The sequence below is a fragment of the Chryseobacterium proteolyticum genome, assembly GCF_046591535.1.
Lineage (GTDB): Bacteria > Bacteroidota > Bacteroidia > Flavobacteriales > Weeksellaceae > Chryseobacterium > Chryseobacterium proteolyticum.
Window position 1 is genome coordinate 310,139 of the sequence record NZ_JBJLWK010000006.1, and the last position, 15,148, is coordinate 325,286.

General features: G+C 38.5%; 12 protein-coding genes. All 12 read left to right on the forward strand.

The genetic code is table 11. The annotated features are described in order from the left end of the window. Nucleotides 1-157: 157 nt before the first annotated feature. The 12 genes from ACJ5H0_RS21010 to ACJ5H0_RS21065 all read left to right on the forward strand — a co-directional run bounded on the left by ACJ5H0_RS21010 (nucleotide 158) and on the right by ACJ5H0_RS21065 (nucleotide 15,143). Nucleotides 158-1,003, forward strand: a complete 846-nt coding sequence (locus tag ACJ5H0_RS21010) for a FecR family protein (RefSeq protein WP_411251908.1) — start codon at nucleotides 158-160, stop codon at nucleotides 1,001-1,003. Nucleotides 1,004-1,178: 175 nt separating this feature from the next. Further along, nucleotides 1,179-4,481 carry a TonB-dependent receptor gene (locus ACJ5H0_RS21015; RefSeq protein ID WP_172278070.1) on the forward strand — a complete coding sequence of 1,101 codons (3,303 nt, stop codon included), beginning with the start codon at nucleotides 1,179-1,181 and terminating at the stop codon, nucleotides 4,479-4,481. A 315-nt stretch (nucleotides 4,482-4,796) separates the two neighbouring features. Next, on the forward strand, nucleotides 4,797-6,113 hold the full coding sequence (locus tag ACJ5H0_RS21020; protein ID WP_411251909.1) for a hypothetical protein: 1,317 nt from the start codon (nucleotides 4,797-4,799) through the stop codon (nucleotides 6,111-6,113). A gap of 64 nt (nucleotides 6,114-6,177) precedes the next feature. Continuing rightward, nucleotides 6,178-6,927, forward strand: a complete 750-nt coding sequence (locus tag ACJ5H0_RS21025) for a choice-of-anchor J domain-containing protein (RefSeq protein WP_411251910.1) — start codon at nucleotides 6,178-6,180, stop codon at nucleotides 6,925-6,927. Beyond that, the gene (locus tag ACJ5H0_RS21030) at nucleotides 6,914-7,102 is read left to right on the forward strand and encodes a T9SS type A sorting domain-containing protein (protein ID WP_411251911.1); all 189 of its coding nucleotides are present in this window, start codon (nucleotides 6,914-6,916) and stop codon (nucleotides 7,100-7,102) included. Before ACJ5H0_RS21025 ends, ACJ5H0_RS21030 begins: the two co-directional genes overlap by 14 nt. A gap of 180 nt (nucleotides 7,103-7,282) precedes the next feature. Next, the gene (locus tag ACJ5H0_RS21035) at nucleotides 7,283-8,020 is read left to right on the forward strand and encodes a hypothetical protein (protein WP_345989237.1); all 738 of its coding nucleotides are present in this window, start codon (nucleotides 7,283-7,285) and stop codon (nucleotides 8,018-8,020) included. A 25-nt stretch (nucleotides 8,021-8,045) separates the two neighbouring features. After that, the gene (locus ACJ5H0_RS21040; protein ID WP_411251912.1) at nucleotides 8,046-8,945 is read left to right on the forward strand and encodes a S41 family peptidase; all 900 of its coding nucleotides are present in this window, start codon (nucleotides 8,046-8,048) and stop codon (nucleotides 8,943-8,945) included. Nucleotides 8,946-9,028: 83 nt separating this feature from the next. Beyond that, nucleotides 9,029-9,400, forward strand: a complete 372-nt coding sequence (locus ACJ5H0_RS21045) for a S41 family peptidase (RefSeq protein ID WP_411251937.1) — start codon at nucleotides 9,029-9,031, stop codon at nucleotides 9,398-9,400. A 55-nt stretch (nucleotides 9,401-9,455) separates the two neighbouring features. Further along, complete coding sequence (locus ACJ5H0_RS21050; RefSeq protein ID WP_172278081.1) at nucleotides 9,456-9,731, forward strand: hypothetical protein; 276 nt, start codon at nucleotides 9,456-9,458, stop codon at nucleotides 9,729-9,731. A 329-nt stretch (nucleotides 9,732-10,060) separates the two neighbouring features. After that, entirely contained in the window at nucleotides 10,061-11,530 is a 1,470-nt protein-coding gene (locus ACJ5H0_RS21055) for a hybrid sensor histidine kinase/response regulator (protein WP_273647665.1), read from the forward strand. 6 nt (nucleotides 11,531-11,536) lie between these two features. Continuing rightward, nucleotides 11,537-14,320: an ATP-binding protein gene (locus tag ACJ5H0_RS21060; RefSeq protein ID WP_411251913.1), complete on the forward strand. Its 2,784-nt coding sequence runs from the start codon at nucleotides 11,537-11,539 to the stop codon at nucleotides 14,318-14,320. Further along, nucleotides 14,301-15,143 carry a response regulator gene (locus ACJ5H0_RS21065; RefSeq protein ID WP_411251914.1) on the forward strand — a complete coding sequence of 281 codons (843 nt, stop codon included), beginning with the start codon at nucleotides 14,301-14,303 and terminating at the stop codon, nucleotides 15,141-15,143. Before ACJ5H0_RS21060 ends, ACJ5H0_RS21065 begins: the two co-directional genes overlap by 20 nt. The last annotated feature ends 5 nt before the right edge of the window (nucleotides 15,144-15,148 follow it).

Sequence of the window (15,148 nt, forward strand, 5' to 3'; positions counted from 1 at the left end):
TGTTCATAAAGCAAGTGTTTTTGTTGAAAAAACAAACGCGATATTAAGGAAATGTTAAATAGGGTTTGGGAAGTTTGTCTTTTTGCCCAGTATTATAAGTGAGGGTATTGATTAGAATTAATACAAAAATATAAAACTAATACAACAACATTATACAGTGAAGAAATTGAAATACAGCAAGGCACAGACATTTGTTTTTAAGTTATGGAGCAGGGAAGTGTCTGGTGATGAGATCTCAGAGAAAGAATCGGTGATCCTTGAACTATGGAAAAATGAAGCTATTAAAGATTTGGATAAAAAACATATTCAGGAGTCTAAGCTAAAAGTATTGGCCGGTCTTGAGTCTTATTTTAAACAATCTCATAAGGCGAATATATTTTCTCTTAAGAAAAATATGTACAGGGCTGCCGCTGTATTGCTTCTGCTGTTTAGTCTTACAGGTTTCCTGGGGTATATGTTTTTTATAAAGCCGGATGTATATGTTGCGATCAATGACAATCAAACGATAAAACTTCAGGACGGATCTTTAGTAATGCTTTTACCGGGTGCAAAGCTTACTGTCGAAAAATCTTTTCCCGCTGATACCAGAGTGGTGGATTTGCAGGGTGATGCTGTATTTAAAGTAGCTAAATCTAAAAAACATCCATTCATAGTTCGTGCGGATGGCTTCAGCACAAGGGTAATGGGAACGGTATTTAAGGTAATGCAGCGGGGAGAACGCAAGACCGTGGAACTTTATGAAGGTAAAGTGGCTGTTTCTTCACCCGGAACTGCAGTTTCTTACCTGACTCCAAACCAAAGGTGGACAAATTTTGGAATGGCCCATACTGCTGCTGTGATAAATGAAAAAATAAATAAGCAATCGGGAAAAAAGACTTCAGTACTAATGACACTGACTTTCAATGATGTTTCGTTTAGGAGCATCATGGAAATACTATATAAAAATTATGGAATAAGTATCAGATATCCGGAAGAAATAGCAGAAAAAAAAAATTACTGCTGACCTTACCGGCAGCAACTGGGATGAAAATGTAGAAGCATTGGCATTTATCACAGGGCTTGAGGTACAAAAAGAAAACAATACCACTTACATATTAAAAAAATAGCAACCGGATTAATTTAGATAGAGTTTACGAAGAATTATGAGTCAGTCAATAATGAAAAGTGGTGTTAAAAACATGAGAAATTTGAAATGCAGTCTTACGGTAGCGGTGATCTTTTTTGCCACGACAGTAGACGCGCAGGAGTTAACGATGAAAGTGTCCTTTTCTGCCCCGACCGGAAAGCCTTTGATCAATACATTGGAAGAATTTGCAGATAAAACAAGAATGCGTCTGGTCTATTCAAAAGCGGACATAAATGATCTTAAAGTGAGAGAGGTAAAATGTGATAACCTTCCTGTGAATGATTGCCTGAAAAATATTACAGACAATCTTCCTGTTGCAGTACGGCAGAGGGGAGAACTGATCTCAGTAAAATATCAGGGCCAGAATACTTCCATATCCTCTGTCCGGGGAAACGGAAGGCTTACAGGAAAAATTGTAGATGAGGTAGGAAATCCCATTGTAAAAGCAGAAGTAAGTGTAGCAGGTAAAACGGCAGCAACGGATAACAACGGGGACTTTAGTATCAGCATTCCTGCCGGAGTTTATACCCTTAGTGTAAAGGCTTCGGGATTCAGCTCATTAAGGGTGGAGAAACTGCAAATCAGTAATGACGATATCAGTACTGTTTCTTTTGCCATGAAGCATATTTCTTCCGATAAAGAAATGAATATTAAGGAAGTGGTGCTTAAAGGAACACGTAAAGCGGATACCCAGGCAGGACTTCTGGCTCAGCAAAAGAAAGCCGCACAGATGAGTGACGGGATTTCTGCTGAACAGATTTCAAAAACACCCGACAATGATGTAGGAGGAACATTAAAAAGAGTAACCGGGGTAACCACGATTGATAATAAATATGTAGTGGTCCGCTCCATGGGGGAGCGTTGGAATACCGCTGCTATGGATGGAATCAATTTGCCTAGTACAGAAGCTTATAACCAGAATTTTTCATTTGATATCATCCCCACGGCCATGGTGGAAAGCGTGGTGATCAGCAAGACGGCCACTCCGGATATGAATGCAAGTTTTGCTGGAGGATATGTGGAGGTGAGAACGAAAGATATTCCGAACGAAAATTTTACCACGGTAAATCTGGGAACTTCATATAATGACGTTTCTACGTTCAAAGAGTTTTTATCAAAGAAAAGAGGAAAATATGATTATTGGGGATATGATGATGGAACCAGGGATTTCCCTAAAGGTTTAGAAGCCATGGATTGGAATAATCCGTTGTTTTTTGAACAATCCAAAAGGTTTACCAATGATAATTTTACCAATTATGCTACCAAAGCAGATCTGAATTCCAATATGCAGATTGCTTTGGGAAGAAATTACAGACTGAAAAATAATAATAAATGGGGATTTGCTGCTGCGATTACCACCAGAAATGAACAGAATAAACTGGATATTGAAAATACAGCCAGAGGTGGCTGGCTGGATAATGTAGGAGGAGTCAATAATAACTGGGAACAATTGGGAATAGCACCGGTCAATACCTTTAATTTCAGGAATCAAGGTGCCTCGTACAGCTATAACTCCACTATCGGTGCCATGTTGAATCTGGGATTACAGCTTGGGAAAAACAGGATTTCATTCCGCAACTCCTATACTCATATTTATGATCAGACTCTGACAAGGATTACGGGATGGAATGAATATACAGGCGGAAACGGGGATGCCTCGGATGCTTATAACTATTTTTACCATGGGATCGTTCCTCCTAACACAGACCTTAAATTTTTAGATAAGCCTATAACAGAAACTACGGATTATCCGGTTTATCAGACTTTATTACAGAACAAGCTGGAAGGGAACCATAAAATAGGAAATAAAGAAATCAGCTGGTTTGCAGCAAGAACTGGTGTCACTTCAGATACAAAAGATTATACACAGTATCAGACCAATTATAACTTTATCGGCAACGAAATTTTGAGTTATAACCAGATCTATAATTCCGGGAATAATTTCGCCAGGGGATATATTGCAAATAAAGAAACGGATTATAATTATGGAGCTGCCTTTAAATGGAGTATGGATGCCGGAAATTTTAAAAATGATATTAAGGTGGGGTATGCAGGGGCCTCAAAAAGCAATACCAACCAGCAACAGAAGTTTTTCCTGAGGGTAGATGAAAACCGCGATGTTCCGAATAGTGAAAAGAATATGCTGATCATGTATGGAGCACTTTCAGGATGGTTTGACGGATCTCATTATGTACCCGGAGGAATCGGGTGGCAAACCAAAGCATTGTATAAAAATGATAAATATGAAGGGAAAGTTTCCCAGCACGCCCCTTTCATCATGTTTGATAATCGTTGGAAAAATAAGCTGAGGCTGGTATGGGGAGTACGGGCAGAATATTTTAAGTATGATCTTATTTCTCAGCAACAGGATCCGAATGATCCTAAAAGCGTTACCAAAGAACCGATTGAAGAAAAGCCATGGCAGTGGATGCCATCAGCCAATTTTACGTACAGTCCTTCCAACAGTATCAATGTAAGGCTGGCTTATAACAGGTCTGTCATTCGTCCTCAGTTTAATGAAAGAACAGGGTTGCCTTATTTTGATCCTGTGGCGAACGGACTTATTTACAATACGGAAATGACATCAGCAGTCATTAATAATTACGATTTTAAGTTTGAATGGTTTCCAGGTCTTGGAGAAATTATATCTGCAGGTCTGTATTATAAAAATATCGACAGACCGATAGAGCGTGAAGGTTATATTTCCAGTGAGGGGAATCTCTTCCTTTACAACGGAAACTCTAAAAATGCAAAGCTGAAAGGATTTGAAGTAGAGGTAAGAAAGAGCCTTGGCTTTATCAGACCCGAAAGCTTCCTGAAAGATCTTTTTATCAGCGGAAATTTCACGTATAACGATACTAAGGTTATAGCTTTTAAAGACCGGTATAAAACTCAGGATACCGATGACACTTATGAAGTAGATCGTCCCCTTTACGGGCAGACACCGTATGCCTATAATCTGGGGCTGCTGTACAATGGAGATCGTTTAGGACTTAGTTTCCTGTACAATGCTAAAGGAGATCAGTACGTTACAGTGGGCTATGCTTACATTGGAGAAGAGATCCAGCGTCCTTATGCCGTAGCGGATGCACAGATTTCCTATAAGCTATTGAAAGATAAGAACCTGGAAATCAAATTGAATGTCAGAAACCTGTTCAACAGAGTAAGGGAGTATTATAATAATTTCAATTCTTACTCAGTATCCAAAGGAAACGGAAGTTCTTTTGATACCCAGAGAGAATCTTTAGGACTTTTACCGGGAGCAACGGATAAATATGATAAAGGAATTGATAAAATATTATTCCGGGCTTACAATGGTAGACAGTTCGGTTTATCAGTAAGTTATAGTTTTTAAATGTAAAAGAACTTTTAACAAAAGTATATATGAGATCTTATAAGCCATGTCACAGGTTCCCATAGCCTGAAATCTGAATCGATAGATCTGTTGATGCGCACATCAGTGAACTTTCAGTCAAAAAATGGAAATACCGGATTTCCCCGTCCGGTAGGATTTTAAGGGGAAGCTTTATTCACTTGCACCCTGGGTGAAATGGAGTTTTAAAAACAATGTGTAACCAAATCACGGAGATAAAGGTGAATATCCCGTAAACAGGAATCATCCGGACCAAAAAACAAAATAACCGGATCCATATTTCTAAATTTTACAACAATGAGAAAATTAACTTTAATCGCTGTAACAGCTTTATCTTTAACAGCTTGTCGTGAGAATGATTCTTTATCAGATTCTTCTAAATTTGAAATGCAATCTGCTTCTGCAGAATATTTAACTGCTTCTGCACTTCCTGTGACTACAGTAAGTGGTGCTATTACTACCAATACTACATGGAGTGGAGTGGTTGAAATTGATGGAATCGTAACTGTTAAAGGTGGAGCTACTTTGACTATCCAGCCAGGTACTTTCATTAAAGCTAAACCTAATACAACAAATACACCTACAGGAGTTTTGGTTATTGCTAAAACTGGGAAAATAAACGCTACAGGAACTGCTTCTCAGCCGATCATCTTTACAAGCTACAGATTATTGGACGGAGATGAAGATACTACAGCAACTCCAGGTGATTTCGGAGGAGTTATCATGTTGGGAGATGCTCCTACAAACAAGCCTACAACTACTGTTATCGAAGGGTTAACAGGTACTGATTACCAATATGGAGGTACGAATGCCGCTCATAATGGGGGAACTATTAAATATGCACGTATTGAATTCGGAGGATTCGATCTTTTCGCTCCTAACTCAGGAAACGAAATCAACGGATTAACATTAGGTGGAGTAGGTAACGGAACTACACTAGACCACATCCAGGTATCTTATGGTAAAGATGATTCTTTTGAATTCTTCGGAGGTACTGTAAACGCTTCAAACCTTGTATCTTTCGCTCCGGACGATGATAACTTCGATTTCGATTTCGGATATTCAGGAACAATTACTTGTGCATTAGCTTTAGCTGATTACAACTCAACGCACAGTCAAAGTGGTGGAGTTTCTGACACGAACGGTATCGAGCTTGATAACGATGGAACAGGTTCTACTGCTTCTCCATTTACCCGTCCTACAGTTAAAAATCTTACAATTGTTGGTGCTAGCAGCCCATTAAAAGGTGGATTATATGAAAATGCCATCCACGTAAGAAGAAACGGTAAATTGAATTTAGATAATGCTACTGTTACAGGTTATCCTATCGGAATTTTATTGGAAACTCAGAGCAGTGCTCCGGTAAATCTTGCAGACCTTAGCTTTACAGGAGTACAGGCACATGGATTTACATTCGCTACTGCTTCTAAGATCGGTACTACCACTGCTGCTCTTACTATTCCTGGAGTAACTACTTCTACAAGTAATCCTGCTAACCTTTGGGGAATGTCTCAGCCATTCTTTAACGAGGCTACAGCATGGAACGTTTCTCCAAGAAACTGTGGAGATTTCCAGGGTACATGGACAAAATATAATTTCTCAATTGTACAATAATTGATCAACATGGGGTGGCATTACCTGCCATCCCATTTTTTAATTCAACTTTAAAATTCATAGAATGAAAAAAGTAATTTTACTATCTGTTTTGGTTTTATCAAAATTAGTGTCTGCACAATATCCTGTATGGACTAATTCTTTTAATTCAACAAGTGATATGCAGGGATGGTCTTTCCATGATCTGAACGGAAACGGAAATGGATGGGTACAAGGACCGAACATCTACCATAACGGTACTTCTTTGGCTTATGGAGGGGCTGGTTCTCTTCGTTACTCAATCAGTAATGTTCCTTCCGGAAATGTGGCCGGTTTCGCTACAGAAAACGACTGGGCTATTTCTCCGGAGATTGACCTCACTTCATCTTCAGGAACGATTACATTAGCAGCATACATAGGACGTCAGAGAACAACACATCAGGTGGTAAAGAGATATCTGTACATCTATGTAAGTACTGCACAAAAGCCTGTTCCTGAATTATCGGATTTTCAGGCATTGGCAGTAGATGCAAACGGCAATAATGTTCCCAGCCCATATGTGATTGCGGCAGGAGGAACTGCTAATCCTTTCCCATCGGACCTCAATCAGTTTGTTGAAAGCCTTGTTAATCTCTCTGCTTTTGCAGGAAAAAAAATCTATATCGGATTATGGTCGAACAGATATGCGGCTGATGATACCAATGTACAGAATATCAACATCAACGAAATGGCGATTTATACTTCAGTTCTAAAAACACAGGATGTAAAAAAAAGCAAAAGATCTTACTATGGTGATGCAGAATCCCGTATCCTCATCACTGATGTTAAAACTTAATCCAGCCCTGAAAGAAAACAATGTTACTGTGACTGTTTTCAATATGGCCGGACAATCTGTTCTTACTACGCAGTACCGTAGAGAAATCAATGTTACGACTTTATCTTCCGGAAGCTATATCGCCGTGGTTTCGGATGGAGTGCTTTCTGAGAAAGTGAAATTTATCAAAAAATAATGTTTTAGATGCAGGAAGGCAGTCTCTTATTTTCAATTTTTACAAATGCAAAATAATAACCATATCAAAACCATCATCATAGGATATATGCCTTTCCTGCTTACTATAGAATTTAAAAGTATTGCCCTCTGCGTGCTAAGGGCAATATTTCTAAATCGAATTTTTATAATGAATCATACAATGAAAAAAATAATCGCCTTTGCTGTTCTTACAGGTCTGATATCGTGTACCGATGATGTGCTGCAACCTTATGATAAATCACAGAAACCTGCAGAAATCAGTGTCAAGGGATATTCAAAACCGGATGTACTGCAGCTCCGGCTTAACGGAAAACCGGTAAGCATTAATGGAAGTACATCTTATACCAATACTATAGAAACAAAGCTGAGCTTTGTCGTGGACGAAGGGGAAACAGATCAGATTGAGATCTTTAACCATGAAACCGGCAAACAGATCGCAAAATATAACATCGATTTTAATACAGTGGATCAGTATAAAAATCTGAATTTCTTCAATCTGCCCGGGATCTATCTTCAGACCTATGCAGTAAAGCCACAGGTTAACCTTGGGAAGGTAGGTTTCGAGCTTATTTTTCCGAATTTGGGACAATATTCCCATACTACATTACAAAGTGTGAAAGGAATACTTAAAAAAGAGAATGGAGATGTTCTCGCTGAATTTGAAAATATTGAAAAAAATAACTTCTCTTCACTTAAAATGTATAGCTTTTTCAGTGTTACTGCTCCCGTTTATCTGGAGTTGTACAAGCCTGGAAGTACTGACCCTTATTTTGGATCACAAACGATTAGAGTAAAAATAAAACAGGATATCGGAGCTAATATGATCGTGCTGCAGGAAAAAGCGGAAGGCGGTACTGTTCAGATTATTGGTGATATTGACATCGCAGACTACCTGTAAAATAAAAAATCATTCGGATAAGATCATGCATAAATTTTTAAAATCCTACCTACTTGTTTTATTATTTTTAAGCTCAGCAGTTATCGTTTCCTGCCGTTCCGAGGAAGAATCTGTTCCTGATTTTCCCGACGGAAGCGTAGAGTCTGTCAATGTCTGGGTTCATGAAAACATGAAACGTTATTATTTCTGGGAGGATCAGATGCCTGCAAAACCGGATTATCATCTTCCTGTAAAGAAATTTTTTGCAAGCCTCCTATCTCAGAATGACCGTTTTTCAAGCATTGTAAATACGGAAGATGCTTCTACTTACCTGCGGACGGTCCGCAACATGTATGGCTTTGATTATGCAGTATTGCAGCTTGCTAACGGTCAGATAACGGCTGTGATAAAATTGGTATTACAGGATTCTCCGGCTCAGAATGCAGGCCTGAAACGAGGGATGATCATTAAGAAGATCAATGGAAGTGAGATTACGGCATCGAATGCGGAAAGTCTTTTAAATTCTATTCCGGACAATACTACGCTGGACCTGAGCGTAGGTAATTGGGACAACGGAAACGTAATTGATGAAAAAGATATAAAAGTGTACTATGGATTTTCGCTCAGCCAGCCTGTTATATCTAAAATTTTTGAACAAAATGGAAAAAAGACAGGGTATTTATACATCTATGATTTTCCGGATGGCATGTCTCACAGTCTCAATCAGAAGTTTGCAGAATTTAAAGCTAACGGTGTACAGGATCTTATCGTGGACCTCAGGTATAATTATGGAGGATCAGTAGCTTCTGCGGCCGCATTATGTGCAATGATCCCTTCCGGAATAACGGGCAATTCTCCTTTTATAACCTATAAAGGAAATAAAAATGGGGGGGGAGGTGAAAAAAAACATTTGCCGAACAAATTGCCTATGACCCTGCCGCTCTGAATTTCACAACACTCCATGCTAATAATCTGCAGCTGACCAAAGTATATATACTTACCTCGGGAAGTACGGCCTCGGCCTCGGAAATCGTTATCAATAATCTAAAACCTTATATGCAGGTGATACAGATGGGAGGGAAAACACTAGGAAAAGATATGGCCGGTTTTGCCATTACGGATGATCGGAAACCTAAAAAGATTTCCTGGCAGCTTCACCCGGTCATCTATAAAGTATATAATGCTAACGGACAGGGAGAATACAGCAATGGAATTTCACCGCAGTTTCCTGTAGATGAATATGCATCTTTGCCTCTGAAGTCTTTAGGGCAGGCTGATGAAATCTTATTGCAATCGGCTTTAGGCAAGGTGTCGTCTAAATCCGCTTATTTCGAAACTTTAACGCATCAGGTAAAAATAATTACAGAAAGTGAAAAGCCTTTATCTATGGGTAAACACTAAATATTAAAAATAAAAAACCAAATCAAACTATATTTTTTTTAAAATTGAATTCACTATGCAGGGAATAGAGCCAAAAATACACCAGGAAGTAATCAAGAGAATTAATGATCTGGAGCAGCTTTTAAAGCAATCTCCCGATCAGGACAGGACCTATACAGATGAAATTGTTATGATGAACACGGAATTATCAGCGCTGTATGAAGAGTATCTTAGTATAAAAAAGAGATTAGAAACCTGCATTAAACTCTACAGGTCAAGACATATTGAGATCAGAAAGCACCTTACCCATAATATTAGAAAGATTAAACGGGAAAGGGTTAACCGAAAATAAATAAAGGGTACCTATTTAAAAATAGGGTCCCGCGACTCAACTTTTACGAATAAAAACCTGAGCCGGAAAATTAATTGATAAAAATGTGGTATCTATAATGGTTCAGTAAACAGGTTTTTTTTGATTTTATATTGAGTTAAATTCGGTTAAATAGCATTTAAATTAGGGAATAATTGGCATTTTATGATGAATGTGTGCTGATAATTGTATTATTGGTTGGTTTTTTAATGGATAATGGATTTTAAGAACATTATTAAGAAAATCAATCATTTTTTGGGATTTTGTGAGTACTTTTGAGGACTTAACTCCCATTAGATTATTTGTGCTTTATGATCTTAATTGTCGATGATAACCAAAACAATATTTACTCATTAAAGAAACTATTAGAATCCAAAGATTTTCAGGTAGATACTGCTAATTCCGGTGAAGAAGCATTAGGGAAAGCATTGAAAAATGATTATGCCCTAATTATTCTCGATGTTCAGATGCCGGGAATGGATGGTTTTGAGGTAGCTGAAATATTTGCAGGTTATAGCAAAACGAAAGAAATTCCTATTATATTTCTTTCAGCGGTAAATACAGAAAAGAGATTTATCACCAAAGGATATGCTTCCGGAGGTAAGGACTATGTCACCAAGCCGGTAGATCCCGAAATTCTTTTACTGAAAGTTAAAACATTTTATAATCTGCAGGAGCAGAATATTGAAATGAAAAAAACTCAGCAGAGTTTACAGCTTGAGGTAAAAGGAAGAAGAGAGTCACAGGTTACCATGAAGTCTCAGATTGATCACTTTCATCTGATGCTGGAGGGCTTGCCGCAGATTGCATTTACGTTGAATGATAAAGGGATCATCGATTTTGTCAACGGCAGATGGTATCAGTATTCAACATCTGATAAAAACTTCCCCGAAACTTTTCCTGATGATTTAGATATAAAGGAGCAATTTGAAATTTCAAGGAAAAATGGAAAATCACTTCAACTTGAGACGCGGATAAAAAATATTGAATCCGGAGAATACAGGTATCATTTATTGAGAATATCACCGGTTTATGAAGGTAACCATGTCAAAAACTGGGTAGGAACATTTACGGATATTGATGATCAGAAGAGGGTAGAAAATGAGAAAGATGAATTCCTGAGTATTGCCAGTCATGAACTGAAAACTCCTCTTACAAGCATTAAAGCGTATGTTCAGTTGTTGGAACGCAAGCTAAAACTTGACAAAGACAGTGCAGAAGCAGGATATGTAACCAAGGTCCAGGATCAGATCGAAAAATTGAACAGCCTTATCAGTGACTTACTGGATGTCTCTAAAATTGAGAACGGGAAGCTGAAGATCAACAGGAAACCTTCCAATCTTGAGAAGATAATTGAAAATGCTATCGAAACGATACTTCAGACTCATGATGAAAATAAGGTAAAAATCCAGCGTCACGGGGAAATACCGGATATCCTTATTCCGTTTGATGAAATTCGTATAGAGCAGGTATTGATCAATTTCCTGACCAATGCCATCAAATATTCACCACAAAATAACCAGGTTATTGTCACTACATTTGTAGATGATGACCAGGTAAAAGTAAGTGTTACCGATTTTGGAATCGGGATTCCTGATTTTAAACAAAAGGCAGTATTCCAGAAATTTTATCGTGTAGAAGAATCGTCACTACAATTTCAGGGAATGGGAATAGGCTTGTATATCTGTTCAGAGATCATCAAGCAGCACCATGGAACAATCGGATTATCAAGTATTGTCAATGAAGGTTCCACATTTTACTTCACTTTACCCTTAAACTAATTTTTTATGCCACAAAAAGTTATAAGAAATCTGCAATTTGGAGTCGGGCTTTCGCTGTTAATTTTAATAGCAAGTTCCGTAGCATCGTACTGGAGCATTCAGAAACAGATGGAAAACCGCGAAAGCCTTTCCCGTACAAGAAGATCCATTACTGCAGTAAAAGATATATTAATTTCCCTTCTGGATGCAGAAACTGCCAACAGAGGATACCAGCTTACCGGCAAGCAAAATTTTCTGGAACCCTATAACAGAAGCGTTGCAGCCTATCCTAAAGCAATTGCCTATGCTAAGTCCTTAGACATTAAAGATAAGGCACAGCTAAAGCGTTTGGCGGATCTGGAATATAATGTGAACACGAATATCGGTAATCTTAAGCAATTTGTTGAAAACAGGAGCAAAGGAATCGTAATGACGCAGGATCAGCTTATTTTAAGCAAATCCTATATGGACAAATGCAGAAAGATCGTTCGTGATTTTGTACGGTATGAAGAAATTCAGCTTGAAATAAAAAACAAAGATCTTAACCGCTCCTCAAACACCACTGTTATTTTTATCATTTTTTCAGCGCTTGCAGCCATAGTGGTAACTACTTTCTTTTATCTTAAATTAAGAAGTGACCTTCTCCGCAGAGATAAGCTTGAAAAAGAGCTGAAAGCAAAAGATCTGGAAATCACAAAACGGGTAAGTGCAATCCAGCAGATTGCCAATAGAGTTGCCAACGGAGACTATAGTCAAAGGGCTGTGGATAATGTACAGGATGATCTTGGAGATCTTGTGGAATCACTGAATAATATGACGGACTCCCTAAAGAAATCCTTTGATAAAATAAACAGAAGCGACTGGCACCAGAAAGGATTGGCTTTACTGAATGAATCTCTGGTTGGGAATAAGTCTGTTAAAGAGGTTGTTACCAATTCCCTGAATCATATTATCGAATACGGAGGAGGAACTAATGGTGCCATCTACCTGCTTGATGAAGGTAAATTATTCCTGAACAGTGCTGTAGCACTGGAAGATAATATGAAAAAATCTTTCGAACCGGGAGAAGGAATGGTAGGACAGGTCTTTCTTCAGAAGAAAACAAAGGTATATAACGACCTTAATGACGAAGATTTTGCGGCAACATTTGCCAGCAGCAAATTAAAGATTAATGGACTCGTAGTAATCCCTATTACTCTGGACAGGCAGAGTATCGGAGTTTTGGAAGTAGGCTCAACCACAAATTTCGATCAGGATAAAATCAATTATTTCGCAGATAGCTGCAGGAATATAGCAACTGCCATAAGTGCGGCAAAAGGTCGTGAAAAGGAACAGCGTTTATTGGAAGAGACGCAGGCACAATCAGAAGAACTTCAGGTACAGCATGCAGAACTTGAAAACCTGAATACTGAACTCGAGGCGCAGACACAAAAGCTTCAGGCTTCAGAAGAAGAACTGAAAGTTCAGCAGGAAGAGCTTATGCAGACGAATGCAGAACTGGAAGAGCGTTCAAAATTACTGGAAGAAAAAAATCACCTCATTGCAGAACGTAATATAGAGATCCAGAAAAAAGCGGAAGAACTGGCTTTAAGTACGCAGTACAAATCAGAATTCTTAGCCAATATGTCGCATGAATTGAGGACCCCTCTTAATTCTATCCTGCTTCTTTCCCGTTTAATGGTGGAGAACCCGGAAGAAAATCTGAATGAGGACCAGGTAGAGTCAGCGAAAGTAATCCAGAGTTCAGGAAGAAGTTTGCTAACATTGATCGATGAGATCCTGGATCTTGCTAAAATTGAATCCGGGAAAATGGTTCTGGAATATGATGACGTTGCCCTGGAAGATGTGGTGAATGACCTGCGAAACCTTTTCAATCCTTTGGTTAATGAAAAAGGGATCAGATTTGACCTTGAAATAGAAGAAGGCCTTCAAAAGTCTATAGAAACGGACCGGTTACGATTGGATCAGGTTTTACGTAACCTGCTTTCCAATGCTTTCAAATTTACACAGGAAGGAAGCGTGGGGCTGTATATTAAAAAAGATCCTAAAAATAAAGACTTTATTACCTTCAGCGTAAAAGATACGGGAATCGGAATTCCGGAAGATAAGCAAAGAATTATTTTTGAAGCATTCCAGCAGGCAGACGGATCTACCCAGCGTAAATTCGGTGGGACAGGTTTAGGATTATCCATAAGCCGTGAGATTGCCAAATTATTGGGTGGGGAATTATCGCTTACCAGTGCAGTTAACGAAGGAAGTGAATTTAGTTTAACGATTCCGGTAAAAGCGGTCTCTGAAACGGTCCAGGTATCACTTGATAAAGAATTGGTAGAGATCATAAAAGAAGATGTAGAGGAGATTAAGAACATTGCAGGATATGAAGAAGAACCGGAACAACCGCTTACGGTTTTGGAAATTCCTGAAGAAATAGAAGATGACCGGGATAATATTACGGAGGATGACAAAGTTATATTGATCGTCGAAGACGATACCAACTTTGCAAAGGCACTTCTGAAGTATGCCCACAGACAAAATTATAAAGGAGTAGTGGTTGTAAGAGGAGACCATGGGCTCTCTGCAGCATTACAATATCATCCTTTAGCTATCTTACTCGATATTCAGCTGCCGGTAAAAGATGGATGGCAGGTAATGCATGAGTTGAAATCCAATCCAAAAACCAAACCTATTCCGGTGCACATGATGTCTTCGTTGCATATTAAAAAGCAGGAAAGTATAATGAGAGGAGCCATTGACTTTATCAATAAGCCTGTGGCCCTTGAACAGATGACGGATGTATTTAAAAAAAATTGAAGAAGCCCTTCGAAAATCACCTCAAAAAGTTCTTATTGTAGAGGAGAATGCTAAACACGCCAGCGCATTGTCATATTTCTTAAGCAATTTTGATATTTCTCTGGCAGTGAAAGATAATGTGGAGGACAGTATAAAGGCGCTTACGGAAGCTGAGGTAGATTGTGTGATCCTGGATGTGGGACCGGCAAGAGGAAAAGGATATAAGATCATAGAATCAATCAAAAGCTATGAAGGCCTTGAAAATCTTCCGATCATTATTTTTACAGAAAACAACCTGTCTTCCTCTGATGAGTTGAAGATCAAACAATATGCTGACTCTATTGTTGTTAAAACGGCACATTCATATCAAAGGATATTGGATGAAGTCGGTTTATTCTTACATTTGGTTGAAGAGAAAAGTACCGAAGCACCGCGAAACAAAAATCTCGGATCACTTACTGAAGTATTAAGTGGAAAAAAGATTCTGATTACGGATGATGACGTACGGAATATATTTTCACTAACCAAAACGTTGGAAAAATACAAAGTAGAAGTCATCCTTGCGATGGATGGGAAGCAGGCTTTAGAACAGATTAAAGAACATCCGGATATTGATGCTGTTTTGATGGACATGATGATGCCGGAAATGGATGGCTATGAAACCATACAGGAAATAAGAAAAAAACAGGCGTTCAGCAGATTACCGATCATTGCCGTTACGGCAAAATCCATGATAGGCGACCGTGAAAAGTGCATTACCGCCGGGGCATCAGATTATATATCAAAGCCTGTGGATGTAGATCAGTTATTATCTTTGTTGCGTGTTTGGTTATATGAAAGTTAAAAAAA

Excerpts from the sequence above, each read along its gene's own strand:
- ACJ5H0_RS21015 (WP_172278070.1), top strand. The coding sequence starts at position 1,179 with ATGAGAAATTTGAAATGCAGTCTTACGGTAGCGGTGATCTTTTTTGCC.
- ACJ5H0_RS21020 (WP_411251909.1), top strand. The coding sequence starts at position 4,797 with ATGAGAAAATTAACTTTAATCGCTGTAACAGCTTTATCTTTAACAGCT.
- ACJ5H0_RS21025 (WP_411251910.1), top strand. The coding sequence starts at position 6,178 with ATGAAAAAAGTAATTTTACTATCTGTTTTGGTTTTATCAAAATTAGTG.
- ACJ5H0_RS21030 (WP_411251911.1), top strand. The coding sequence starts at position 6,914 with ATGTTAAAACTTAATCCAGCCCTGAAAGAAAACAATGTTACTGTGACT.
- ACJ5H0_RS21035 (WP_345989237.1), top strand. The coding sequence starts at position 7,283 with ATGAAAAAAATAATCGCCTTTGCTGTTCTTACAGGTCTGATATCGTGT.
- ACJ5H0_RS21040 (WP_411251912.1), top strand. The coding sequence starts at position 8,046 with ATGCATAAATTTTTAAAATCCTACCTACTTGTTTTATTATTTTTAAGC.
- ACJ5H0_RS21050 (WP_172278081.1), top strand. The coding sequence starts at position 9,456 with ATGCAGGGAATAGAGCCAAAAATACACCAGGAAGTAATCAAGAGAATT.
- ACJ5H0_RS21055 (WP_273647665.1), top strand. The coding sequence starts at position 10,061 with ATGATCTTAATTGTCGATGATAACCAAAACAATATTTACTCATTAAAG.
- ACJ5H0_RS21060 (WP_411251913.1), top strand. The coding sequence starts at position 11,537 with ATGCCACAAAAAGTTATAAGAAATCTGCAATTTGGAGTCGGGCTTTCG.
- ACJ5H0_RS21065 (WP_411251914.1), top strand. The coding sequence starts at position 14,301 with ATGTATTTAAAAAAAATTGAAGAAGCCCTTCGAAAATCACCTCAAAAA.